General features: G+C 44.8%; 24 protein-coding genes and 1 riboswitch. Of the genes, 7 read left to right on the top strand and 17 right to left on the bottom strand.

Translation table 11 applies throughout. The annotated features are described in order from the left end of the window. Positions 1 to 9: 9 nt before the first annotated feature. Positions 10 to 723 carry a PilZ domain-containing protein gene (locus tag LRL21_RS31705; RefSeq protein ID WP_240419781.1) on the bottom strand — a complete coding sequence of 238 codons (714 nt, stop codon included), beginning with the start codon at positions 721 to 723 and terminating at the stop codon, positions 10 to 12. A 240-nt stretch (positions 724 to 963) separates the two neighbouring features. Next, a riboswitch (cyclic di-GMP riboswitch) is annotated at positions 964 to 1,058 on the bottom strand. A 172-nt stretch (positions 1,059 to 1,230) separates the two neighbouring features. On the opposite strand from LRL21_RS31705, the gene LRL21_RS31700 reads away from it, so the two are divergent. Together LRL21_RS31700 and tadA are read left to right on the top strand one after the other, a co-directional pair. Beyond that, positions 1,231 to 1,674, top strand: a complete 444-nt coding sequence (locus LRL21_RS31700; RefSeq protein ID WP_240419780.1) for a thiol-disulfide oxidoreductase DCC family protein — start codon at positions 1,231 to 1,233, stop codon at positions 1,672 to 1,674. A gap of 145 nt (positions 1,675 to 1,819) precedes the next feature. Further along, positions 1,820 to 2,281: a tRNA adenosine(34) deaminase TadA gene (gene tadA, locus LRL21_RS31695; protein WP_338044707.1), complete on the top strand. Its 462-nt coding sequence runs from the start codon at positions 1,820 to 1,822 to the stop codon at positions 2,279 to 2,281. Here the strand turns inward: tadA and LRL21_RS31690 are convergent. The 5 genes from LRL21_RS31690 to LRL21_RS31670 form a co-directional block, all read right to left on the bottom strand. Then, a complete protein-coding gene (locus LRL21_RS31690) occupies positions 2,278 to 3,405 on the bottom strand; it encodes a hypothetical protein (RefSeq protein ID WP_240419779.1) in 1,128 nt (375 codons plus the stop codon). The genes tadA and LRL21_RS31690 overlap by 4 nt on opposite strands. After that, entirely contained in the window at positions 3,405 to 3,944 is a 540-nt protein-coding gene (locus tag LRL21_RS31685) for an anti-sigma factor family protein (RefSeq protein WP_240419778.1), read from the bottom strand. The genes LRL21_RS31690 and LRL21_RS31685 overlap by 1 nt, the downstream gene beginning before the upstream one ends. Beyond that, a complete protein-coding gene (locus tag LRL21_RS31680; protein ID WP_338044706.1) occupies positions 3,941 to 4,543 on the bottom strand; it encodes an RNA polymerase sigma factor in 603 nt (200 codons plus the stop codon). The genes LRL21_RS31685 and LRL21_RS31680 overlap by 4 nt, the downstream gene beginning before the upstream one ends. 101 nt (positions 4,544 to 4,644) lie before the next feature. Continuing rightward, complete coding sequence (locus tag LRL21_RS31675) at positions 4,645 to 6,384, bottom strand: methyl-accepting chemotaxis protein (protein ID WP_240419777.1); 1,740 nt, start codon at positions 6,382 to 6,384, stop codon at positions 4,645 to 4,647. 354 nt (positions 6,385 to 6,738) lie between these two features. After that, positions 6,739 to 6,951, bottom strand: a complete 213-nt coding sequence (locus LRL21_RS31670; RefSeq protein WP_240419776.1) for a hypothetical protein — start codon at positions 6,949 to 6,951, stop codon at positions 6,739 to 6,741. 891 nt (positions 6,952 to 7,842) lie between these two features. Here LRL21_RS31670 and LRL21_RS31665 point away from each other — a divergent pair. Both LRL21_RS31665 and LRL21_RS31660 read left to right on the top strand, forming a co-directional pair. Then, on the top strand, positions 7,843 to 9,351 hold the full coding sequence (locus LRL21_RS31665) for a sensor histidine kinase (protein ID WP_240419775.1): 1,509 nt from the start codon (positions 7,843 to 7,845) through the stop codon (positions 9,349 to 9,351). Between the two features lie 2 nt (positions 9,352 to 9,353). Further along, positions 9,354 to 9,998 (top strand): response regulator transcription factor, encoded by a 645-nt coding sequence (locus LRL21_RS31660; protein ID WP_240419774.1) that lies wholly within the window; start codon positions 9,354 to 9,356, stop codon positions 9,996 to 9,998. A 15-nt stretch (positions 9,999 to 10,013) separates the two neighbouring features. Here the strand turns inward: LRL21_RS31660 and LRL21_RS31655 are convergent, their stop codons facing one another. From LRL21_RS31655 to LRL21_RS31610, 10 genes are all read right to left on the bottom strand, one after another. Further along, on the bottom strand, positions 10,014 to 10,772 hold the full coding sequence (locus LRL21_RS31655; RefSeq protein WP_240419773.1) for a class I SAM-dependent methyltransferase: 759 nt from the start codon (positions 10,770 to 10,772) through the stop codon (positions 10,014 to 10,016). Positions 10,773 to 10,997: 225 nt separating this feature from the next. Beyond that, entirely contained in the window at positions 10,998 to 11,288 is a 291-nt protein-coding gene (locus LRL21_RS31650) for a hypothetical protein (protein ID WP_076233573.1), read from the bottom strand. A 181-nt stretch (positions 11,289 to 11,469) separates the two neighbouring features. Then, positions 11,470 to 12,222 carry a glycerophosphodiester phosphodiesterase gene (locus LRL21_RS31645; RefSeq protein ID WP_240419772.1) on the bottom strand — a complete coding sequence of 251 codons (753 nt, stop codon included), beginning with the start codon at positions 12,220 to 12,222 and terminating at the stop codon, positions 11,470 to 11,472. After that, positions 12,222 to 13,049: a carbohydrate ABC transporter permease gene (locus LRL21_RS31640; protein WP_240419771.1), complete on the bottom strand. Its 828-nt coding sequence runs from the start codon at positions 13,047 to 13,049 to the stop codon at positions 12,222 to 12,224. Before LRL21_RS31640 ends, LRL21_RS31645 begins: the two co-directional genes overlap by 1 nt. After that, positions 13,046 to 13,969 carry a carbohydrate ABC transporter permease gene (locus LRL21_RS31635; protein ID WP_240419770.1) on the bottom strand — a complete coding sequence of 308 codons (924 nt, stop codon included), beginning with the start codon at positions 13,967 to 13,969 and terminating at the stop codon, positions 13,046 to 13,048. The genes LRL21_RS31640 and LRL21_RS31635 overlap by 4 nt, the downstream gene beginning before the upstream one ends. Positions 13,970 to 14,063: 94 nt before the next feature. After that, positions 14,064 to 15,353, bottom strand: a complete 1,290-nt coding sequence (locus tag LRL21_RS31630; protein ID WP_240419769.1) for an ABC transporter substrate-binding protein — start codon at positions 15,351 to 15,353, stop codon at positions 14,064 to 14,066. A gap of 111 nt (positions 15,354 to 15,464) precedes the next feature. Then, complete coding sequence (locus LRL21_RS31625) at positions 15,465 to 16,979, bottom strand: response regulator (RefSeq protein ID WP_240419768.1); 1,515 nt, start codon at positions 16,977 to 16,979, stop codon at positions 15,465 to 15,467. Beyond that, positions 16,957 to 18,732: a sensor histidine kinase gene (locus tag LRL21_RS31620; RefSeq protein ID WP_240419767.1), complete on the bottom strand. Its 1,776-nt coding sequence runs from the start codon at positions 18,730 to 18,732 to the stop codon at positions 16,957 to 16,959. Before LRL21_RS31620 ends, LRL21_RS31625 begins: the two co-directional genes overlap by 23 nt. Positions 18,733 to 18,953: 221 nt before the next feature. Beyond that, positions 18,954 to 19,964 carry a type I glyceraldehyde-3-phosphate dehydrogenase gene (gene gap, locus LRL21_RS31615; RefSeq protein WP_420832516.1) on the bottom strand — a complete coding sequence of 337 codons (1,011 nt, stop codon included), beginning with the start codon at positions 19,962 to 19,964 and terminating at the stop codon, positions 18,954 to 18,956. A gap of 589 nt (positions 19,965 to 20,553) precedes the next feature. Beyond that, positions 20,554 to 21,426 (bottom strand): helix-turn-helix transcriptional regulator, encoded by an 873-nt coding sequence (locus LRL21_RS31610; RefSeq protein WP_240419765.1) that lies wholly within the window; start codon positions 21,424 to 21,426, stop codon positions 20,554 to 20,556. Positions 21,427 to 21,562: 136 nt separating this feature from the next. Here LRL21_RS31610 and LRL21_RS31605 point away from each other — a divergent pair, with 136 nt between their 5' ends. Continuing rightward, positions 21,563 to 22,381: a phytanoyl-CoA dioxygenase family protein gene (locus LRL21_RS31605; protein WP_240419764.1), complete on the top strand. Its 819-nt coding sequence runs from the start codon at positions 21,563 to 21,565 to the stop codon at positions 22,379 to 22,381. A gap of 38 nt (positions 22,382 to 22,419) precedes the next feature. Continuing rightward, on the top strand, positions 22,420 to 23,361 hold the full coding sequence (locus tag LRL21_RS31600; protein ID WP_240419763.1) for an NHL repeat-containing protein: 942 nt from the start codon (positions 22,420 to 22,422) through the stop codon (positions 23,359 to 23,361). Positions 23,362 to 23,432: 71 nt separating this feature from the next. Here LRL21_RS31600 and LRL21_RS31595 read toward each other — a convergent pair whose 3' ends face one another. After that, on the bottom strand, positions 23,433 to 24,101 hold the full coding sequence (locus LRL21_RS31595) for an MgtC/SapB family protein (RefSeq protein ID WP_240419762.1): 669 nt from the start codon (positions 24,099 to 24,101) through the stop codon (positions 23,433 to 23,435). Between the two features lie 439 nt (positions 24,102 to 24,540). Here LRL21_RS31595 and LRL21_RS31590 point away from each other — a divergent pair, with 439 nt between their 5' ends. Further along, a complete protein-coding gene (locus LRL21_RS31590; protein ID WP_240419761.1) occupies positions 24,541 to 25,881 on the top strand; it encodes an ABC transporter substrate-binding protein in 1,341 nt (446 codons plus the stop codon). Positions 25,882 to 25,936 lie beyond the last annotated feature (55 nt).

Raw genomic sequence — 25,936 nt, 5'->3', positions numbered from 1 at the left:
GTTATTGATTTACTTGAATGTACGCTTTATCATTTCCAAATTCTTTTTGCTAAAGTGCGCTTCCACCTGTTTTTTCAATACGTAAGCCCGTAATGAAATGGCTTTGTCTGAAGCCAACTGCACGTATTGGGCTCCATAGTAATAACCGCCCTCGATCTTTTCACGTCTGATGACCTCGCATACGCAAGGAAATGAAAAGCCGAGATCCAATTCCGCATCTACGATTGAATCGTGCCCAAGATCGAACTCATCCCGGACGGTAAATCCAAGTCCACTTACACTTATATTTTGAACGGTCAGCCCTACAGCCTTGTTTAAGGTTTGCTTTTCTTTCGTATCCTGACGGGTCAGCTTATGGATCGTGCCCTTTTCACTGACTTCAATCCGGGGATTGCTGCGCTTTTCTACAAACCGCTGCCGATTTTGCGGAGGGTTAATCACGATAAGCGAGCCTTCATCCTTGGCCACGACAGTTGATTGGAATGTAAAAATACCTCCCGCGGAATATACGGTCAGTTTCACCGAATCTCCCAGCTCAAATACCTTGTATTCGGGAATTTCGATTTCCAAAATGTCACCTTCTGCATAAGATAGCAGACCTGTTGATACAAAATCATTTTTCTCCACAACGGTACGGCTATGAATCAAGACAGTGGACGGGTTTTTGAATATCTCATCTGTGTATTCGTAACTTATGCCTGCGGTTACAGATCTGGATAGCATCGTCTCCCACTCCTCACGTTGTATATCTCTGTTATTGCATCCTGATCCATGCCTATATAAGAAAACCTCTATCGAGGCCTTTCAAAGATGAGCGACCGCGGTTCAGAGGTAGGTTTTCTTGAAACATAAGAATCCTTCAGCTCCGCTGAAAACTTATAAATTCTGGCGTGTTATAAGAATAAAGGCCGCTCTCCGACATCAAGTCTGGAAAACAGCCGTTGCACACCGCTAGAAAAGATTCGTCGCGGCTAGGCTGTCATAGTCTCTTTTTAGCAAGAAACCTTAGACCCTGAGCTTTGCGTCCTTGCTTTTCAGCAAGTTTGCCTACGGGTATCATTTAGTGATGAAAATCACTGCATTTTAGGACATAATACCTATATGAGGTATGCTGTTATTATACGTTCTCGATTTTATCTCTGCAAGCTTTTTTCACGGAATTTACAATAAATTCATTTGTATTTGAGGAAAATGTGATATAATGCTCCAAATTAAGGGGAAGGTGATGCCATGACAGCCCAAAATGATCCAAAACCCGAACAATCGCTGGAAACGCATTCAATCATCTTGTTTGATGGCGTTTGCCGATTTTGTAATGGATGGGTACAATTCATTCTACGTCATGACCAGCATGATACGTTCCGATTTGCTCCACTTCAATCCGATTACGCCATACATCTGTTAGCCTCCGGTTCATGGAAAGACGAGAACGATTCACTGGATTCGGTTATACTCTGTGAAGGACGTTCCGTTTACACCCATTCTTCGGCTGTGCTGCAAATTTGCAAGCGATTAGGGGGCGCCTGGCGCCTGCTAACCGTGTTCAAGGCTGTACCCAGACCGATTAGAGACATCGTCTACCGTTTCATTGCCAAGCGCAGGTATCGCTGGTTCGGCAAGTACGACAGCTGCATGATTCCCAGTGCAGAGATTCGCAGCAAGTTTATCGAATGATCGTGTTTTTCACATTTTCCACAGTGATTTAAAGCGATTTGTGCATAACCACCGGGTTATCCACAGATTTATCCACAGCATGTTCACAACCGAATGTTTGTTCCCTATTTATTAACATCCCAGCTGCTGGAAGAGGTGTTTTTTCGTGCAAGAGCACATTGAATATATGAAAGCCGCAATTGAAGAAGCACGCAAGGCGGAAGAGCTGCTTGAGGTGCCTATCGGGGCTGTTGTCGTATGGCAAAATCAGATTATCGGCCGCGGCTATAATCTGCGAGAATCCACGCTGGACCCGCTCGCGCACGCAGAATTGATTGCGATCAAGCAGGCCAGTGAGTATTTGCAAGCTTGGCGCTTGCTCGATTGTAAGCTCTACGTTACCCTGGAGCCATGCCCCATGTGTGCCGGGGCGATTGTCCAGGCACGTATTCCACAGGTCATCTACGGTACGGTGGACCCCAAAGCCGGCTGCGCCGGAACCTTGATGAATTTGCTTCAGGAGGATCGCTTCAACCATCAGGTCGATGTTATTAGTGGCGTCCTGCAGGAAGAATGCAGTCTGCTGCTGACACAATTTTTCCGCAAGCTGCGAGCAAAACGCGGTTAACGTTTCTTCGGATCCATCGGCCTGCGGCTACCCCCAGCGAGCAGCCGCAGGCCACCGCCAATAAGCAGGATCGAGACGACTACGGTTTGAAAATAACGGTGGAACAATATCGAAATCTGCTCTTTAGGAAACCAGCGATCCAACGCAGTGAGCAGCATCTCATCGGTCAGGTAATAGAGCCCGAGACCGAGCAGCACTACACCTACCCATTTTTGATGATTGACGAGCCAATCGACGATGGGAACATCTTTTAACGGCTCCTGCCCCTGCTTAGAGATGTGCTGAAGCGCATCGAAAAAGCTGTAAAACCAAAGAATCGGAATCAGAAATAAAAAGATGGAAAGCCTCAGCACATCAAGAATATAAATGCTCAAAAAGAAAGCGATCATCAGCTGCAATCCGCGTTTTTGTAATCCCAGATACAGGTGTCCCGCACCAGGAACAATGGATAAGAAGGTAGCAAGTACTTTACTCCTCTTGCCGTCCTCACGACTTGCTTGAAAATCCTCCAGAAATGTTCGATCCAGCAGCACTTCTCCCTGCCTCTTGCGCTGCAGCTGTTGGATGCAATCAAATAGACTGTACAGCCAAATAATCGGTAAAACCCCTAGAAACACGATAAATCGATCACTATTGGTGACAGAAGCAACGAATACGATCATCGTCAACGCACCAAAAAATGCAATCAAAAAAGCCAGTCCGCGCTGCATCATCCCCAGCTGCAAATGACCAAGCCCCGGGATAAAGGACAGCAGTATCGTATTTACACGTTCATTATCACCATAAGATGCCTGGGCGGGATCTGCATAATAAGATTCCTGAGCATCGCCTCCATACGAGCTCTGCCTGGCCCTCTCTGCGAATGGCCCCCTGCCCCCCACGACCGTGATGAACATATCCAGCAGGTTGATTGCCGCTGCCAGAAGAGCGATACCGATCAGAATGATCAACGGCCCTTCATAACGATGTAATCCTTTTGCAACCACTATCAGAAACGCTAACAGCAACGGCCCAAAAAAACTGGCTGCATAGAAAAACGCCCTGATAATCCTGTTGATATACAGATGCCCAAGCCCGGGAATTAAAGATAACAGCAGTGCGGTTATCGGATGTTTGGATGGCATTAACGATTTCCCCCTTTTTCTTGTTTAGGCTGGATGGAGTCCAGCACGACGATGGTTTTGTCCATCAGCTTTTTAGAAACCGATACAGGCTCCTGCGCTGCTTCCGACTGCGCATCCCCATTGGAAGTCCTGTCTATCCCAACCGGGTGATCGACTATGGATTGAAATACACCTGAGGTCATCAGGACAAGCGTAATTACCGCAGCAACAGCATAGTGGAACAGCGGCGCTTTCATCCATAGGATCGGGTTTCTTAGCTTCTGGCTGCCGAATCCAGCTTCTTCCGATGGAGCTGGTCTTGAATCCGCAGAGCTTGGACTTATGGAATCCGCCGCTTCAATAGCCAACATGACCCGGTCTGCCAAAGCTGCTTCATCAGGCAGCGAAGGATACGAGCTAACCACCCGTTCAAGGCTTTGCATATACAGCTCCATACACGAATCGCAGGTACCGAGATGCATTTCCATCTGTTGATTATCCTCATCAATTAATCTCTGCTCTACGTAGTTCATCCACTGTTCCCCGGTATAATGCTTCATATCAGCTCATCCTCCTTCCAATGCTTGCGAATCCATTGCTTGGCCCGATACAGCTTGGACTCTACCGTTTTCAATGCAATGCCTTGCTCTGCGGCAATTTCCTGATAGCTTTTATCCTCAATATAGAAGGCAACCACCACTTGGCGGTAATTATCCGGCATCTCGTGCAAATAGTCCCGTACCCGCTGCTGAAGCTGTGTATGCAGCACTTCATCCTCAACTGTTGTTTCGTTGGCCTCGTTCGGTATCAATTCTTCCAGCTGGTCCGTCAGCTGCTCCCGTTTGCGTTCCAGCGACCTTTTGTAATCAATCGCTTTGTTCACGGCGATCCGGGTCATCCATGTTTTCAAACCTTTATGCTCGTACCGAGGGAGAGAAGCATAAATTTTGAGCAGCACTTCCTGGGTTACATCTTCAGCGTCCGCAGTCGATCGCAGCACCGAATAAACAACGTGAAACAGATACGTATTGTATTTATCCATCAATAAGCGAAAAGCTTCGTGGTCGCCATCCACAATCCGTTCGATCCATCGGGTTTCTTCTGTGATCGTTCTCCCCCTCCTCTCCATATCCATAGACGCATGTTTCCGCAAATACACTGCACTATGCGCCTAATTATTTTTTTCCATAACAAAAAGCCCGCTTCAGCAATGGCTGAAACAAGGCTCTAAATACACGCATAACATATGCTTCTGGACGATTAAGATACCTTGAACTGGGACAACAAAAGGTGCAGCTCTTCCGTCATTTCAGATAAGGATTGAGCCGACGATTTTACACCGTCCGTAGCTTGCAGCTGCTGCTCGGCTGAAGAGGCCACTCCTTGTGAAGCTGAAGCCGATCTCCGCGCAATCTCTGCAACCTGAAAGACGGAAGCGGTAATTTGTTGAGCTCCTGCTGACATTTGCTCCGAGGTCGCAGCCATTTCCTGAACCTGCGAGGCAATATGGGTTGTCGATTGCAAAATATGATCAAAATTAATTTCCGTCTCCCGCACCCGATCAATCCCCGTTAAGACTTCTTCTTTTACCTTGGTCATGGCATTGGCGGAATCCCCGATTCCGTATTGAATTTCGCCTAACAGCGCAGCGATTTCTCCGGATGACTGGCTGGATTGCTCGGCCAGCTTGCGAACCTCGGTCGCAACCACGGCAAACCCTAACCCGTGATCACCTGCCCGTGCTGCCTCAATAGCCGCATTAAGCGCTAATAGATTAGTTTGCTGGGCAATGTCCTGAATGGCATGGAGAATTTCGCCGATTTGCTGCGATTTATCTCCCAATTGCTGAATAATATGATCGGTTTGAACGACCGATTCATTGATTGAGCCCATCTGTTCCACGGCATTTTGAATGGAAGCACCACCATGCTCAGCCTGCTGCCTGGATGATTCAACCGTCTCCGCAATCGAGGATGCGTTCTCCGCCAGTCGTCCAATCCCCGCTCCAACCTCTTCCATAGAGCGTGAGGTTTCCTCCATGCTAAGCGTTTGTTCACCTGCTCCTGTAGCCACTTCTTTGACGGTTTGAGCGATGTGACGGGATGCCGCCTGCATCTCACCTGAGCTTGCTTTGAGCTGTTCGGCTGAGACGGTTACCAGATTGGCGTGCTCATTAATTTTGAGTATCATCGTACGTGTATGCTGTGTCATTTGTTCAAATGCCGCACTTAGCTCGCCAATCTCATCCTGACGATTTAAAGTGAGTTGCGTGACAGATAAATCGCCTTCAGATACCTTTGTGGCAACCGAGCTCATTGCTCTTATCGGTATGGAAACATGACGGGCTATTAAAAAGGATACGGTCAAGCCTACCAAAATGGCAAGTATACTTAGTACGATAACCCAGATGACGCCCGAATAATAGGAGGTGATCATCTCCTCGCCCCATTCATTCGCATATTTCTGGTTATTTTTGGTAAGCTCATTGATGACTACTGTACATATCGATACCTGCTGATTCGTTTGTTGAATCAAATCCAGCCCTTGCTGACCGTGTTTCTGTACCTCTGTCAAAAGCGAGGGGAACGCAGCCGCATACTTGGCCCAATTTTCATTGAAATATTGTATAAGGCCCTTATCCGCTGTTTCGGAGCCGATGTGCTCGAGGGACTTTACTTTCCCCTGAATCTCATCAAACTTCGCTTTTGCCTTATCCGGCTGGGATAGAGCCGAATCCTTGGAATTAATGCTCTCCATCTCCTGATCAGCGCTTCGATCCTCAATATTCAATTGAATACGCAGAATGAGATCGTCAAGCTCCATCAGATCGTGATTCAGATTGCTAAGCAAAATAACATTAGGCAGTCCCACCTGAGTTGTCTTTTTCGAGGTGTTTCCCATGCTGCCCATGTTGGTAATCGCTGTTATGCTAATAATGGACAGAAGTAATAGCACAAGCAAAAAACTAAATAACAATTTCTTAAACAGTGTAAGTTTCATCCCGCATCCTCCGATTCTCTCTCTTTCTTGTAAGGTCCGATCTGTGATCGATTTCCCTATATGAAACTGAGTCTTTCTTTCACTGGGTATTTTACCTTCTTTTCTACTTCGACAATCGTTACACGATCCTTTATAGTTCTAAAGACTCATAGATATATATACTTACAAAATTTACTGTTTATTGTTAATAGATCCTGTATTACCAAGTCGTATTCGACAAGAAAACCAAATGTTTGCAAAAATATACAAGGATATTTGCATCTTTAGACCCAAGACAAAACACAAAAAAAGACTGCATAATAGGGAAGTCCCAATATACAATCTCTTATTGTTTTGGTAAAATTAAGTAATAAATTATTGCCAAAAATCTTCGTTTACCGCTTTTTTGATACGATCATTCGCGGTTCTGGAAAACGTCTGCATAACAATCTGAGCTTCTACTGCTGAAATAGACCAAGCTTCGAACCATTTTCCATCCTTGAAGAAGTTCATTACTTTTTGTGAATCATATTGCTTTAATGTACGAACAACATGCTGCAATTCAGACGAATACACCAAACTCGACATATGAACACCCCTTACGACATTTTTTTACAAATGTTACATTTTTATTATATCAGAAATTATAAAAAAGCAAGGGGGGGGATTGGGATGAGACAAAAAATTTTTTTTCGAATGACGATAATCCTTCTTGTTTTAGTTTACGGTTGGTGTACTTATATTACGCTTACATATCCGTATCTCGGAATTATGTTATCACAAAACCAACAAAATGAATGGTCCATACGTAAATTAGAAACAGATAGCGCCAGTTTAAAACTAAATTTACAAGTCGGAGATATTATAAAAAAAGTAAATGCTCAAGAACCAGACACTTATTTTTCCATACGGAGGTGGAGATCTATTGATCAAGCAGACAGTATCCTCATATCCCGTGAAGGGAGAATTTTTGAGGAAAGTTTAGGGAATTCAAAAGCAAGCTCACTCATGCAGGTCCTTCCGCAAGTTGAGGCAATCATGACTCTTTTTTTTGCTGCTTTACTATATGTAAAGGTACGTCATTCCATATCAGCGCGTTTTCTCTCACTTGTTTTTTTAAATATTGGCCTTATATATGCGAGTTTAGGTGCATCGCAGAGGGGAGATACATTGGGGAAGATTCTCATAAGCAGCTTAATGATGGCTCTCCCTGTTGTCTTTCTTCATTTTTTAATCGTTTTTTTCAATGAAAAAGGAAAAAGAAATTTTTCTCCGAAATTTATGAAACCTTTATATGTCATCCTGTGTTCAATATTTGTAATAAGACAAACCTTTTTTTCTGAATACATAGCTAATAACTTTTATTCCATAAATGAAAAAATTGTAATTCTATTTTTCTTGATTGGACTTTTTCTGAATTTTATTTTTCTTTTATTTATTTATCGGAAACATGGCAGGGAATCTTCCCCTCTCGCTACGATGATTAAGACGGTATGGTGGTCACTCGTCATCTCGTTTTCTCCATTTGCCCTGCTTTCCTTTATTCCCCAATTGCTTTTTAGTTATGATTGGGTAAGTTCATTGTACACTTCTATTTTCGTCTTGTTTTTCCCTTTATCCTTTGCCTATCTAATACTGGCCAAGAAGCTTTACGATATTGATCTCGTTCTTCGTCGTGTGCTGTTTACAGTCATGCTTTCAATCATCCCGAGCCTCTGCTTGGTGGCTGTTCACACTCTTATTTTTCAGTACAGGGTAACTTCACAGCACATCGCACTTAGCTTCATTACCACAGTTATGACTATAGCCTTTATTTTGTATTCGTTTGAATATTTTACAACTAAGCTGGAGTTTATTATATTTCCCCGCAAATATTACTTGAATCGTGCCATGAAAAAGATTGCCAACAACCTATGTTCGATCTCCAGCTTTCGGGAGCTTAAAGAAATGGTTCTGGTCGATATCGTCAATACGCTGCAAGTATTTGGCGCCGCTATCGTCTACAAATATCAAGACAGGATTGAAACGGTTACTGAAGGCCAAATCTCTTTGCCTGTTATCGAGGGCTCGGCCGATGTGGAAGCGTGGAATTATCCCTCCTTACTGCGGTTTGAAATTAATCGTCATGAGGAGTACACCAGTTATCTGATCATGACCGATAAAAAGACGAATACAGCCCTAAGCAAGGAAGACATGCAGTGGTTGAATTTTATTATTTCTTATCTTGCCGTCAGTTTGGAAAATATGCATTTGATTCATAAACTAAACATGAAGTTGCAGCAGCTAGCTTCACAAATGCCCAGTGAACAGAGTGCGCAGGAATTGGTCTGGTTCCGTAAGCTGATGTTTGAGCTTCAAGAGGACGAGCGCAGGCGGATTGCAACAGACCTTCACGATACGACCATGCAGGATTTGTTTTTTCTCAAAAAGCGATTTGCTTCCTTGATCGAAAAACCTGAATTTCCTCAACAAGACATCGAGCAAATGAAGGGCATTCTCGATTATGTGGAAATTATTAATACGAACTTGCGCCAAAACTGCTTTGAGCTGCACCCGCATTTGCTTCATGAAATCGGACTGATTGGCACGCTGCGCAAGCTGGTAGAGCACGAGACTCCCGTATGTCCATTCCAGCTTGAATTCATGGCACTAGGAGCCGAAAGGATTGAAGATCGGGATCTGGATGCCAAGAGACACGTATTCCGGATTGTTCAGGAGCTATTGAATAATGCCAAAAAACACTCACTTGCCTCTATAGTCAGCATCACCCTAACATCAGAAGGAAATAATTTCCTGCTCGTTTATAAGGATGACGGTATCGGGTTTCACACCCAGTCAGAAACAAGCAAAGAGATTGGGTCCTCCGGAACAGGTCTTGAACAAATGAGAAGCAGGATTCTATCTTTAAACGGACACTTGAACATTAGAAAGGATATGGAAAGCGGAGTCTACCTATCTGTGACCATACCGATGAGAAAGGTAGCCTGAAGATGCAAAGAAGTATACTCATTGTCGATGACCATCCCGTTATGGCCAAGGCAACGCAAATGATATTGGAGCAAATTGAACATATCCGGGTAATAGGCATCGCAGCTAGCGGCAAGACATGTCTGGAGATGACTACGCTTCACAAGCCGGACATGATTATGCTTGATTACAACCTTCCCGATCAATTCGGCAGCAGTGTAGCCAAGCAAATTAAGGAGCTTTCTCCGGATACGCACATTGTTATTTTTACGGGTATCGATGTATCTGACCTTTATAATCATTTGATCGAACTTGGCGTTAGCGGCATTATTTCCAAGGAATCGAGTGAGCGTGTGATCCAGAATATGATCCGGTGTATTATGGATGATTGTACGATGATCCCCTTGTCCATATATCGCGGAATGCGGCTGATGAAAAGCTTGCCTACTCAAGAAGTACTGCTGACCAAAGATGAAATCCAAATTATGACTTTGGTCGTAAAGGGAGCTACCCAGGAGCAGGTTGCCAATGAAATCTTCGTAAGCAAGCGATCTGTAGACAATTATTTAAAAAAAATCTATGCAAAATTAGGAGTCAAATCGCGGGTTCAGGCTATGGAAAAATTTATTCAAAGCAGCTATTACACCGACTCGGACAAAAATGGATAATCGGAGATCACACCCTTACTTACGTGCACTTATCATCATGTAGGATCTATTCCCTTGTGTGTAGGTGATCTCGATACTATTAAACCCAGCAGCCTTCAGCAGCAGCTCAAATTCAAATTGATAAAACCAACGCATTTGAATGGTGTCCTCATGCACCTCGACGAGCGTACGTTCGATAAACACTTCATATTTATTGTAATTCGTTTTGAGCTGTTCCCAATAATCCAACATAACCCGTTCGCTCAACCTGATTATGGCCCCGTCTTCACGTTGAACCTCTGCAATCCGGTTCCATATATCAGGCTGCTCGTTCATTATCTGCTCTCTCGGTACGGTAAGCGTTAAAATTAGCTGGCCCCCTTCAACTAAATGCGCATTCAGCCGTCGCAACGCCTCCAAAGCCTCCTCATGCTTCGTCAGCAGGTTGAACGTATTCCCAGGTATATAGATGGTGTGATAATGCCGTGGCAAATCTAGATTCTGCATAGGCTGATGATACAAGGTGGGCACGATTCCAAGCTGATCTGCTTTACTTCTACATACCTTTAACATATCCTCTGAGTAATCGACGCCCTCTACATCCAGACCTTCTTGCACAAAGGGCAGCAGCATCCGTCCGGTACCGCAGCCGACTTCCAAAGCCGGTCCCTGATTATCGAGCACATACCCTTTATAAAAAAGGTAATCCCTGACATTGGATGTATCGTTAAACCATATATCGTAATGTCTTGCCACAAATCCCTGAAAATCCCCGTTTGTTTGTCCTTTTTCCATAGCTTTGACTCCTTCGAAAATGCCTTATTAACGATATGAATGGTATAAAATCCCAGCTTTCTCTGTTTATATATTACCTTACGCGAAGTATTGGTGACAAGATGGGTTAGATATCGATTCAGCACAAAAAAGACGCAGGGCTACGGGTTCAAAACCGTAACTATGCGTCTTAGCTGCTGATAAAAAGCTAGATTCTCATGATGCTAGCCAATGAAGAATTTGATTTTAATTGATGTAATAAGAGCCTTTCGGTAACGCTGTTCCTTTATTTACAACCACAACACCGATGCCTCCGTAAATGAAAGCCACTCTCGAGTCTTTATTAATCGCATAATATCCCGGAACATAGACACCGTTTACATTCGTTTCACCTGTTATAGGGGGAATCTTGGATGGGGTTGTGCTTACATTAGGGGTATTCAGCGGATCGGCTGCCGTCGCAGCACCCACCACATTCGGAAGCATCACCGCTGTGCATATCGCGAGCACAGCCACTTTCGTTTTAAGCAGTTTCATCCATTACCACTCCCATTCATTAAATGATTACATTCGTTCCCCTATGGGTATAGGTGATCTCCGGCTCAACATAGATGCCATTATTAGTATATATGAATGGGATTTGCAACTTATTCCTGCTACACCCTCCGACCCTTTGTTCACCTCCGATATTGCGCGGGAAATAAATGTGCTTGGAAGGTTAGCCGCGAATATAATCAGGATAGTCCGATATGAGTCCGTCAACTCCCAGCTCTAATAGGGGTTTAACTACACCTGGTGAACGGACCGTCCATAAGCATACCTTCATCCCTTGGCTGTGGATCGCCTCAACGATTTCTTTGGTTGCCAGATCCATGTAAGGATTGATATAGTCGGCAAAAGCTGCCAGCTCCGCAAGCTTATTTGTGACCAAATCGGACTGATTTTCAACGAGCACTCCGATGGGAACGTACGGTAGAATTGCATGGAACCGTTTCAGTGATTGCTGATCAAACGATTGAACGATAACCGCGCTCGCATTCGATTGAACCAAACCATGTGCGATAAGTGCATCTGCGAGCTTGTGCTCAATGCCCGGGTGCATCGAAGCCCACTTGATTTCGATCAGCAGACCTGCTTTGCCACGGCTTAAGTTCAGCACCTCATCCAGTGTTGGAATACGCTCACCGGTGAACTTTTCATTAAACCACCTGCCAGCATCAACTTCACGGAGCTGCTCCAAGGTCAAGTCAACCACACGCCCGGTCCCGTCACTTGTACGATCAACGGTTTGGTCATGAATGACAACGAGTCGGCCATCCCGGCTAAGCTGAACATCCAGCTCCAAATAATCAGCATTCATGGCAATGGCACGTGCAAAGGCTGCCAGCGTATTCTCGGGCGCATAACCGGAAGCTCCCCGATGTGCGATGTTCAGAACACGATTTGTTTTCACCCTAATGGATGATACCATTATTTAAGCGCTCCTTCCGTAAGTCCACCAATAATATATTTTTGCGTAAACCCATATAAAATAATAATCGGGAGCATGGAAATAAAGAACCCGGCGAACGCCAAATTAAAATTGGACGAATATTCGCTTTTGAAATTATAAATAAAAAGCGGCAGCGTCCAAAAATCGGGATGGCGGTTCAAAATAATTAAAGGCAGCTGAAAATCGTTCCAGATCCATAGGCTGTTTAAAATAATGACCGTAGCTATAATCGGCAGCATCAATGGATAAATAATTCGTGTGAACGTGGTCCATACACCACTTCCATCTATTTTCGACGCTTCATCCAGCTCCATCGGAATGTTTTTCAAAAAACCGACACACAGGAAGAGCCCTTGCGCAAAAGCCAATGTCACATACATCACGATCAGACCATTCTGATCCAGCATCTTCAGGTTGCTCATATGTCTATAGATTGGCAGCATGACCGCTTGAAAGGGGACGAATATACCCGACATCACAAGCAGATACAGCAGCTTATAGTACCGCTTGGAAAAATTACGCGATATCGCATACGAGACCATGGGAATCAGCAGCAGCATGAGCAGAATAGAAACAACTGTTACATAGACGGAATTGCCAAGAAATTTAAAGAAATTAGCCTTTTGAATGACCTCTATAAAATTTCCCATATAAAATCCAGAAGGCAGTGCAAAAAAGTTTTTGGCAGTTTCGGCCGGTGTTTTCATGGCAATGGTCAAGGTCAAATACATCGGTGCAAGTACCAGGCACATTCCTATTGCCAAAACGAAATAGGAAACCGTTCGAGAGACTCCGCTTATTCTCACAGCTGTCCAGCCTCCTTCCGATTAAGCAGCTTGATTTGGATAAACGAAATTATAGCTATCATTAGAAATACGTAAATGGCCTCAGCGGTACCGTAACCGAATTTCATCTCCGTCATCCCATGCTTATAGATCAGAAAGCCCATCGACTCTGTCGCATGTGCCGGACCTCCATCTGTCATCGCTACGATATAATCAAACACAGTGAGAGCGCCTTTGATGGAAATAACCAAGTTAACGGTTAACATGGGAATCAGGAATGGGATCGTTACCGAGAAAAAGCGCTGCAGCGGGCTCGCTCCGTCAATGACAGCAGCCTCCTTTAAATCCTTGGGCACGCTGGACAGCCCTGCAATAAAAATAACCATCGGCGTTGCAATGCCATGCCAGATATTGGTGAGAGCGATTCCGTACATCGCCGTATTTTTGCTCCCAAGGATATTTTTGGACAACCAATCCAGTGATAGTGCCTCTCCCACATGCGGAAGCACCGCATAAAAGACTTGATTAAAGATGAGCCCTACCGTCAGCATACTCAAAACGGCAGGAAAGAAAAATACAGATCGAAAAAAACCACGCAGCCTTAGACTGCCGCTTAGCAGAATAGCCAGCAATAAAGCTATCGACAGCTTAATGACCACGACCAGTGCCGTATAAATGAACGTAAATTGCATGGAATCGAGGAACCGGTCGTCCTTCATGATATTGATGTAGTTTTTCATACCGATGAAGCGGTAAGTCAAAGAGAAGCCGTCCCAGTTCGTCATGCTGTAGTAAAAACCCATACCTACCGGAAATAAAAAGAAAACGATATATAACAACAGGGTGGGCAATGTAAGCAAAAAGAAAATGAGACTGGCTTTATTAGCGGTTAGCGACTTTTTCTTTTTTACAGCGAGTCCTGTATGATTGACAATCTCCATAGTCCACCTCCAAGCTTTCTAATTGAGTGATAGGGATAGAAAACCCCACGACTGTAAATGTATCGCCGCGGGGTCATCGTTTGTACCCTTATTGTTATTGATTCAGCTTATTGTAAAAGATTTTATCCAAAGCTTTCAGATAACCATCAATATCACCTGTTGCCAACATTTCCTGAGTGGCCTTGCCTACATCTCCATTAACTCCCGGCGGCCATACCCTTTCAATTGTCGGATACACCTTGCCCGCACTAATCAGATCGCTCAAGCTGGTAATTTCTTTGTTATTATTGGTAACTCCATTAATCGCTGCAGGATAACCGCTCAAATCGACGTACTTTTGAACAACTTCCTTGGAAGACATGTATTCAATGAATTTTTTGGCCTCTGCCTGGTTTTTCCCTTTGGTCGGAATCCCAATAGCTGTGTCAACAGATACTTGAACCTTCGTATTGGCTGCATCCGCCGCTGGCATCGGGAACATCGAGAATTTTAAATTAGGGTTGGACTTTTTGATCGGTTGAATCGCCCAGATGCCTGTGTACCACATCGCGGATTTACCGTTGGCAAACTCACGAAGCGCGTCATCGTATCCTGTACCTAAAGCATCCTTTTGCGAATATTTGCGAAGGTCGTATAATTTCTGGGCAAAAGGCTTGAAGGCAGCGTTATCTGTAATATGAGCCTTGCCCTTCATTACGCTATCCAGGAAGTTTTGAACATCTGGAATTTGCAGCCCCATCCGGGACACCACTTCCTGACGGATTCCATTCCAATCCTTATCATGGAAGTAGAAAGGCGTTTTGCCAGCTGCTTTGATTTTCTCAGCAGTTGCAATCAGCTCATCATAGGTTTGTGGAATTTTCAGACCTAACTCATTAAACATATCGACATTGTAATGTACGCCCAAAGTAGCTACAGCTATAGGCACCAAATAGTTTTTACCGTCAATTTTACTTAAATCAGCGAGCGCCGGAGAAACGTTAGTCATCAAGGGGCCGCCAGTCAAATCAACGACTCTGCCCTCCTTGGACATTTGCTGAAACACCGCGTTGTGAGGGAAGTGGGTGAATACTGCGGGAGCATCATCCGTAGAAACACGCATGGTCCATACATTTTCGGGATTAGGGACATTGTTCTGCTCTACGGTAATGTTAGGATTTTTGCTTTGAAAATCTTTGATCAGCTCATTAACCACATCGACCATTTCGGATTTCATCTGAAAATATTCGATTTTCGCCTTTTGTCCTGCGGGTGTTGTGCTCGGACTTTCGACTTTTCCATCCTTACCTGCACCGGCTCCGCCCACATTTTCATTCGAGCAAGCGGTTACAATTGCTAAAGTTGAAGCTAATAGCACAGAAGTCCATTTTCCTGCTGTATTCATTTCTATTGACCCCTTTCGTTGTCTGACCATTCAAGTATACTTAAGGGCTTCCACGTAAAATAGGAGATAGCTGACTTTTTGAATATGATAAAAATGACTATTACAGTCCGCTCAAGAATCTGTAGGCTTATTACTGTGATTGCTGCTTTTATATTTCCCTGGTGTTTCCCCGAAGCATTTCTTGTACATTTGGATAAAATAGGAATAATCGTTAAAGCCCACTGCGCTTGATACTTCGGATATGCTCAGGGAAGTATCGTTTTCGAGCATCGCTTTGGCGTTGTGCATCCGTACCGAGAGCAGAAACTGAGAAAATCGCATTCCGGTTTTTTTCTTGAACAGGCGGCTTAAATAAGTCGGGTCCGTATAATACATCGTTTTTGCCAGCTCCTCAAGCACTATGTCCTGTTGATAATGGTGCTGCACATAGTATTGAATATCATCGATCATATCCGTTTTGGCTCGGCTTTGTGCCAGTCTGTCGCCAAGCGTGATCATCACCTGCGTAAATTCATCGATAATGTCCTGTATAGCATCAACTTCATGCAGGTCTATCTGCTCCAGATAAGCTTCGGCCGTATCGCTTCGTGCATTCGTCAGTTCAATGACCGAATTGAGCATCGTGGTTACTTTGGCGCACATATCATGAAGCACATTGACAGATAACGTGGGCCCAACAACATTTGCGAAAAAAAGGCTTAGAGCTTCGACAGCCTCCTTGGTCTGATACTTCACCAGCTTGTGGTATAAGCCCGAAATCCATTCATCGATAGCTCCATAGTTAAAGGACCGGTTCATAGCTGCATATTCCGCGTCATACATGCGGTTATCACCTGAGATCAGCCTGTATAGCAGCGCACTCTTGGCTTCTTTATAACAAGCCGTAAGCTCCTTGATATCCGTATGTACTCCACTTATTCCGACGCATATATGACATTCGCCCAAATGCGGTGCATCTCGAAGGATGCGATTCAAACCTTCCTGATTCACAGCTGCTGCTGAGTCTGGATTCAGCCCGTACATCCATACGAGGAACATATCGGAATACCGCCTGTCAACAATCGTAACAAATCGCAAGCTGCAGGCTGACAGCGTCTTTTTTATGAGCTGTTTGACTGGCTCTTTATAATCCGCATTCACCCGCACAATCGCAATAGCATAACCGCCGATATCATCCATATCCACCGGGTCAAGCTTGCTAGTCGTACCTTCATACAATAAAGCGGCGAAGCCCTCTCCCATTCTTTTTTCCGAGGAAAGCTCCGTTTGCTGTCTATATTGCTCCAGCAATGACCATATATGCTCCTTATCTACAGGCTTAAGTAAATAGTGCTCCACCTTGTAACGAATCGCCTGCTGCGCATATTTAAAATCATCATAGCCGCTAATAATGATATTGATGGTGTCCGCATGATGCTCATGAATGTAGGCCGCCAGTCCAATACCGTCAAGAATAGGCATGCGGATATCGGACAAGACCAGGTGAGGGTTCACGTTGTGCAGCTGTTCTATCGCTTCTTGCCCATCCTCGGCTTCATAGACATGAGCCTGCGGGTTCCAGTCCTGGACGATCTGAACCAGTGCTTTCCTGGAGAAATATTCATCATCGACCACGAGTATTCTCATTTGCATCCAACTCCTTTACTACCGGTATGGTCATTTCAATAGAGGTCCCTGCCTGCTGTTGGCTGCTTAGCTTGATCCAATAATCCTCGCCATAAAAGTTTTTGATACGGGCATGCACATTGCGCAAAGCAAAGTTATCCTTGGAATCCAAGCTCGCAGCCTGAAACGGATTTGAAAAGATCTCGTTTAGCTCGCCCAGCTTGTGCTCATCCATCCCCACCCCATCATCCTCGACGCAAATATGAAGCAAATGCCCCTTTTGGGTGATAGACAGGATCAGCGTACCTTTACCGCCCTTGGGCTCCAGCCCATGATAGAACGAGTTTTCGACCAACGGCTGCAGCAAAAATTTTAATATTTTGTAGGGAAGCAGCGCCTGATCAATTTCGTATACAACTTGAAATTTGCCGAGAAACCGGATTTGCTGAATCCTGATATAATTTTTGATTTGCTCCAGTTCATTGTGCAGGGTTGCTTCGTCACCGGTTTTGATATTATAACGGTACATATCGGATAAGGATCTTGCCATCGTCGAAATATCGCTGACTCTGTTCAGCTCGGCAACGGAATGTATAGCATTTAACGTATTGTACAAAAAATGCGGATTGATTTGGGCTTGAAGCATGTTCATTTCCGCCCGCTTCTGCAGCTGCCCGGAAACAATCTCAAGCTCTCTGCTTTCCCGCAGACGGTTAATCATATCGTTGTAGCTGGTGACCAATCGACTGATTTCATCAATTCGGTTCTCATGCATCGGCACCCTGTCCAAATATCCAGAGTCAACCAGCTTCATTTCGCTGTTCAATTTGTGGATCGGTTTGATAAAACGTTTGGAAAAAAACAAGGCGAGCACGATGGCCGCGATTAGAGAAACCAGACTTAACAGCATATAGTTCCTGGTGTTATTGAGGAATGCTTGGTCAATAAGCCTTGTCGGAATGTAATGAATAACCTTCCATTGAGTCATATCGTTAACCCGTGCGCTAAACAAATACGATTCCTGGTTCATATTGAGCTTCAGAAATTTTTTCCCATTGTTCATTTGATCATTAAACAGGGCTGCAATTGCCTGAGTTTCCTTATTGTCCAAAGCTTCAGACGGAAGGTTGGAATGGTAAATGACCTTGCCATCTACGATGACAATCGTACCCAGCTCATTGTTGGTATTGGCAATACCGCCAAAAATATTTTGCAAGGCTTTGAAGCGAATATCGATTTTCACATAGCTTTCAAACGTTTTATTCATATTGATATCCGTCAAATATCGGACAATCGATATGATTTTATCCTTGTTGCCTCTCGTGTTGTTCTCGTAGGGGGAGGAGATGACCAGGTTGCCATTCAGCAGCTCCTGCCTGCTCATTTTCTCAATCGTCGGCTTCATTAAGGGCTCAGAGGCGGACATGCTAGAGTAAACAAGTCCATTAGGCGCCATGACAGAGATGGATGCCATATTCCCGTTCATCAACACCAATTGATCCATCGCTCTCTGAACGTAGAGGGTATCCTCTATATGCTCCCTGCTTTCCAGCTGGTACCTTTTGGTCAAAATTGATTGCAGCTTGGGATCTGTTAAATAAAAAAATGAGTTCAGCGAAGCGTTGGAAATAAAATCACTAAAGATGACATTGGTTCGATTGCTCAGCTCGTTCAGCAAATCCTCATAATAGCCTTTGGTTTGATTGTATAGATTGACTCCATAAATCAGCAGAGCTGCCAACACGGAAATCATAATAATCATAATGTAAGACATTAAGAGCTTATTTTGGAATGATCCCGGCTTCAACAATCGGATAGACAATTTCCTCATAGACGGCTCCCTTCTTGAGAACAACAGCCATCTAAAAAATAAACCTTAACTGCCGGAGTTGTCAATGACATGCCAAAAAGCCATTCTGAGGAATGGCTTAACTTTTCAAGCTCCAACCACTCCGCGTAATAGCTCACCCTCATTAAACCACCATAACTCCCCCTCTAAGTCAGCTGTGGAGCCTTCCTTACCTGATCTACTCTGTCCGATATGAGCTGCATCAGTTCAACAACACGACTCGCATAGGCCCATTCATTGTCATACCAAGCTAATACCTTAATTTGATCATGCATGACCATAATGGAAGAGCCATCGATAACGGCGGATTTAGAGCAACCGATATAATCGGCAGATACGAGAGGTTCATCTGTATAACCAACATAAGGTGATAAGCGTTGCTTAGATGCCTTTTTCAACACGGCCTTGACGTGCTCCAGGCTATAGGGTTGAGAAACCTTTACCGTCAAATCTATCAATGACACATCTTGTGTCGGAACACGGAGAGAAATTCCCTGAATATGAGAGGCCAAATGGGGAAGCACGTCTGCAAGTGCCTCACCCACCCCTGTTGTTGTAGGAACAATAGACTCGGTACAAGCCCTTGCTCTCCGCAGGTCCTTGTGAGGATTGTCCAAATGATTCTGGTCAGCTGTGTAGGAATGAATAGTCGTCATCCAACCTGATTGAACCCCAAACGCTTGATCCAGGATTAATAAGACCGGGGACAAGCAGTTGGTTGTACAAGAAGCTGCGGACAAAAGCCGATGCTTACCGGGATCATATTCATGATCATTGACCCCCATCACAATTGTCAGATCCATCTGTTTGCCTGGAGCCGTGATCAAGACATGGGATGCACCTGCTGCGATATGCTTGCTGGCTCCTTCCCTGTTATTAAACTTGCCTGTTGCATCAACAGCTAGCTGTACATCAAAACGTCCCCATGGGATACGTTCAGGATTCCGTTCCGAAATCATTTCAATCTGCTGTTCATTAATGATTAAATGTCCATCATGTACCGAGATATTGGCGTCCCATCTTCCATGTACGGTGTCATATTTCAAAAGGTGAGCAATCGTCTCAACCGGATAAACGCAATTCAGCGCTTTTAACTGAACCGTTGGCTGCTGATCTGAGCAAATTTTCCTGACCAACAGCCTTCCGATTCTCCCCATTCCACTAATACCTACACCAAGTCCCAAGTTAAAGCCCCCTTATACGATTATATATAATACGCTTTATTTGATGTTTATTGTATACTATTTAAGGTATAATGTACACAATAAAATTATATAATACACATATTAAAATTTATTAAGCTAATTATGTCTATATATTGTGTACTATTTTCGCAAAAAGCCACTCTGACGAGTGGCCTGCTTAGCAAGTGTATGCTTCAATTTAATCTACGAGCGGGTTGTTATCCTGACCAAGCTGGATTACGATACGCAGGTGCATACCGCGATTGCTGATACACCGCAAGCAGTTTCCTTGTACGCTTGGCAGTATCAATCAGGATGTCGACCTAGGTGCCGTTCGAGCGAGCGGTTTTTCACACAAAACGTTAAATTATTTTTACATCAATTTACATTTTATAATACATGGTGGTTGTCGAGCCGTGAACGAAGGCTCCTACTCAACAAAAAAAACGAAACCCATATCCAGCACGGGCTTCGTCTCCTTGTCAACCATAGTCTGTTCTTACTTACAAAAAATACATCATCCACCAGCATAACCTTACTGGCCATCGCAAATGGAAAGGGATCAATGAAAAGTACGACTGCCCTGCTGTCGGAATTCGCTTGGACTTAGTCCTGTTTCCTTCTTGAATTGATTGCTGAAATAGTGAATGCTGGTGTAATTCAGCTGTTCGGCAATATCACTGAGCGTCTGTTCACCAAGAAGCATCTGCTTCGCTCGCTTCATCCGCTCCGAGATTAAATAATGCTTGGGTGTTCGTCCCATCTCTGCCTTAAAGAGCTTCGTAAAATGGATTGGATGGTACCCGCACAGATGGGCAAGCTGCTCGACCGTCCATGGCTGCTCGGGATGGATGCGCATCATTTCAAGCGCCGACTCTATTTTACTGGCTTTTCGCGTAAAGGATTGATCCAGTACATGACGCATGAGGCTTGCGATCAGCTCCATCAGCAGGGCTCGCAGCACGAAGGCGTATCCTGGCTGCTCCAGCTGATATTCCTTCACGATTCTTAAGAATAGCTGTTCCAGCTCAGGAAGATCAAACCAGGGAGGAATGGAAATATTTCCATACTCGGGAATATCCATATGATATATCGGAGCCTGACATGAAAGGTCCTCGAAGGAGCTTTCCCGAATGCGGTAAGCCGGATGGATGGGTACCGGTGAAGGATGGGACCAAAGGAAGTGGACGCTGTAAAATAATGCCTCAGTAAGGGTGTTTAGCTGATTTGGGCTGTCAGGACCAAAGAGCACACACTGCCCCGTCCTGATCCGCTGCTGCTTTTGGTTATACAGAAGCTCTGCTTCTCCCTCGATAACATAAAAAAACTGCCAGTCGGGAATCGTTCTGGGACCCCAGGTTACATGTGCGTCCACTCGGCTGCGGTGAGCAAAATTAATCGTTGGCGTCAGCGTCAGAAGGGAACCTACGTTCATTTGTAAGCCACTCCTACTAGGATATTGGAAAAGCGTAAATGCCTCTTGGTTTTGTCTAAATACGTACCGTTCACAAGCTCTTATACTTCACTATATCACCACAAATAAGCTGGTTTCAATGAGAGGGGAATGCTATATGCTGAACGCGGCGCAGATCGAGGAATTTGAACGGAACGGATTTTTAAAAGGCGGGGTTATGCTGGATGACAGCGAGGTTGAACGGCTGCGCGAGGAGCTGGATCTCGTTATGGACGGAAAAACGGTCAAGCAGCCGGTTCTAAACCGTAATATGAAGGAAGGTCAATCTCCCTATGACGGGATGAAAATGGTCGCCAACGAGAAGGTCATTCAAATCGTCAATATCTGGATGGTAAGTGAAGCCTTTCTACAGCACGCAGGTCATTCCCGGATTTGTGAAGAGATCGCTCAGCTATGCCAGACCGATACGCTTCGCATATGGCATGATCAGATTCAATACAAGCCGCCAGTAACAGGTGGACCGACGGCATGGCATCAGGATCATCCGTTGTGGCCGATCATTCAGCCTGCCGATCTTGTCAGCGCCTGGGTTGCCCTTGATGATGCTGTTATCGACAATGGCTGCATGTGGATGGTTCCGGGGAGTCATAAATGGGGAGATCACCAAAAATATTTGGCCAGCAACGAGCAGTTTATGCCTTATCACCGCAAGCCCGAATTACTCCCGGAAGGTGCGGATCTGACAGCAGTTCCCTTTGAGATCAAGAAAGGCCAGGTTGGCTATCATCATTCCCTGACCTGGCACGGAAGCCCGAATAATCGATCACATATGAAACGCCGAGCCATTGCTGTCCATTATATGCCGGGTCATACCCGCTACGAGCCGTCCGGAAAACATCCGATGCTGCCCTATGTCGATATTAAACAGGGAGATATTTTGGCTGGAGAGCATTTTCCAGTTGTATATCAAAAATAATGATATGATTAGGATAAATCCCAATGGAGAGGAGATTGATGAGAATATTGAACACACACGTGATCGGTTGTGCTTCACATGCCTATGTAATAGCGGAGGAATGGGGTAAACTGCCTGCCAACATGGCTTATGGCTATACCCACGGCGTATGCGTCGATTCGCAGGATAACGTCTATGTGCATCATACAGGTAAGGATCCCGTTATTGTGTTTGACAGGGATGGCCGCTTTCTTACATCATGGGGCAAGGAATTTGAGGGTGGAGCCCACGGCTTCTACCTGCATCAGGATCAGGACGGCAAGGAATATTTGTATTTTACAGACAGGCTGCGCGCGCTCCTGGTTAAAACCACTACAGACGGGACGCTAATATGGGAGCAAGGTCAGCCTGACCGTCCAGACCTTTATGATGCCTCGCGGCGCTATGTTCCCACAGATGTATGTGTCGCTCCGAATGGAGACATCTATGTGGCTGACGGATATGGACAATATTATATTCACCAGTACAATGCGGAAGGCAGCTATATCCGTTCATGGGGAGGCCGCGGCTCCGAGCCGGGCCAGCTGCTGGAGCCGCACGGGATTTCTGTCAATTTGCGCGGCAAGGAACCCGAGCTGTATGTGGCTGATCGTAGAAACCATCGCATTCAGGTATTCACACTGGAGGGACAACACAAACGTTTTATGGAGCATAATCTCGACTTACCGTGCAGCTTTTATTTTTTCGGCGATGAGGTTTATATTCCCGATCTGGACAGCCGCGTGACGATTCTGGATAAGAACGATCGCTTGATCACCCATCTTGGAGAGGATCAGCAGGCATACAAACAGCAAGGATGGCCAAACCTGCCCAAAGCATACTTGCGACCTGACAAGTTTAGCTCCCCGCACGGAGTATGCGTAGACTCCCGCGGAGATGTCTATGTGGTTGAATGGACTGCTCAGGGTCGCCTAACGAAGCTGATCCGACAAAGGGAGTAGACAATGGTGACAAACCCAATTGTAGTATCCTTTACGCCATAGAATGGATTGGTACTCACTTACATGAGTTGTTACTTGAGTTCAACGGCTCTTACGAACGAAGCCTCCTGCACGATTGGCAGCAATTGCTCCACTCTATAAGAGCCTGGAAATCTTACAATCATCTCCAATGTAATGTCTTCCGAGCTCATACCGCTACTTTCGGCCTGAAAGCTTAGAATGGAAATATGCTTCTCTTCCAGCAGCTGTTGAATTTGGGAGGTCGCCCCTGGCTCATTCGTAATTCGAATAACCAGCTGTTCCGTTTTGGGGGAGGATAACCAATTGAAGCGGCCATGTAACAGCTTTTGAGCGACAAAAATAATAATAGCCACACCTGCCCCCAGAACGTACAAACCGGCTCCAATAGCCATACCTACCCCTGCAGTAGCCCATATCCCAGCTGCAGTGGTAAGTCCTTTTATGGTCAATCGCTGCATAAAAATCATCCCTGCTCCCAGAAACCCTACCCCGCTCACCACCTGAGCAGCTATACGCGATGGATCGAAAGCTACATTCTCCCACCCGTTCTGATCCTGAAAACCATATTTAGAAATAATCATCATCAGAGAAGCACCAAGTGCAACAACAAAATGGGTACGAATCCCCGCTTCCTTCATGCGATTTTTTCGTTCATACCCAACCAATGCGCCACAAATTCCTGCTAAAATAACCCGCAGCAAATACTCATATTGCATCATGACCAGCCTCCACACTTTTAATATCTATTAATGAGTGCGCTTCCCTATCAGGAGTTAGCACGAATAAGGTGATCTGTCTTTCATATTTACTGATTTAATGTGTTTCATATTACACCTGTGGTGGCAGTAAATAAAGTTCTATATAAAATGGGATAGAGCAGCTCATGGGAAATTCCCTCTTAAAGCTGATTTCATATATGACTCCGAAGTTTAGCGCTTACATTTTAGTATTGACGTTCATCACAGCTTATAGTAATATCTAATTAACTGAACAAATATTAGTTAAAAACCCAATTTCATACATTAATTTTAATAACATGTTACCAAAAGGGCATTAGTTATTGAAGAGTGCAAGTCTTCTTCTATAACTATGCCCTTTTTTATTTTGTTTTCGAGCATTCTGAGTCCACCAAACCATAAAAAGAAGGAGAACGATCTCATGAAATTACGTAAACTTTCCTTGTCAGTAATAACAGCAATGCTGGCAGTAACGGCTGCCGGCTGCGGCAGCTCAACAGAAGTCACGAAACCGGTACCTTCCACCCCCAATGCAGGTGCAGACACCAAAAAAGCAGGTGCAGCAAAACTGACAGGCGATTTCGAAATCCAATATTTCGTCGGCGGCTACGGCGACAAATGGTGGAAGAAAGTAATCGCAGACTTTCAAGCAGCAAACCCTGAATTGAAAGTTAAAGAGAGCGCCGGACCCAAAATCAATGAACAAAACAAACCACGTTGGATTGGCGGCACGCCGCCCGATTTCGTCTATATTGACGGACCGGAGCTGAACGACCGGCAGATGGTAACCGACGGACAGCTGGAGGATTTAACCGAATACCTGAAGGATGCCAAAAATGTAAACGGTGACAAGATCCTCGATTTGCTTGCCCAAAAACCGAATCAGTACGATGGTAAGCTTTACACGGTTCCGCTTGTACTGAACTCTTGGGGCATTTTCTGGGATAAAGCTTTATTCAAAGAGAAGGGCTGGGATGCTCCCAATGATTTCCCTTCATTCCTGGAGGTTAGCGACAAAATTAAAGCAAGCGGTACTAATCCTTTCATTCATACAGGCAAGTACCCATATTATATTAACCGTGCGTTCCTGTACCCGGCGATTGTATCTGCCAACAACAACGATTACAAGATCCTTGAAAATATGAGCGAATCCAAGGCTGAAGCTTTCTCGTCCCCTGCGGTATTGGCAGGCTTGAACAAAATCGTGCAGCTGCGTGACAAAGGATTCATCGACAAAGCATCAGTTCAAATTAACCATACGGATTCCCAATCGTTGTTCCTCCAGCACAAAGACGCTTTCATTCCGAACGGATTGTGGCTGCCTAATGAAATGTCAAAAGACATACCTAAAGGCTTTGATTTCGGATTCACCCCTTCCATTACACAAGAAAAAGGCGGAAAAGTGGTTGCATACACTTCAACCGCTACCGTAGCCATTGCGAAAAAAGCGAAAAACAAGGAAGCGGCAAAAGCTTTCCTGGCCTTCATTTTCTCTAAAGAACAAGCCTCGCAATGGGCGGAGTTAAGCGGTGCTCCTTCCAATATTAAAGGAGATATCAGCAGCTCCAAAGCGCCTAACTTTGTTAAAGATGCCGCGGCTGCCCTAACTTCCCCTAATACGGTTGTAGTTCCGGACTTTAAGTTTAACGCTGATGTAGACAAAGCGATGGAGGATGCAACCGTTGCATTAACGATCGGCACGATTACGCCGGATGAGTGGGTAAAACGCGTAAGCGAGGCTGCCAAAAAGGCGAAAAAGTAGGCTTTAACAAGTGAGATAAGATTGTGCGGAGGAATCTTCTTTCGATTTCTCCGCT

Source organism: Paenibacillus periandrae, assembly GCF_022458865.1.
Taxonomy (GTDB): domain Bacteria; phylum Bacillota; class Bacilli; order Paenibacillales; family NBRC-103111; genus Paenibacillus_S; species Paenibacillus_S periandrae.
This window is presented reverse-complemented; position numbering and strand designations above follow the sequence as displayed.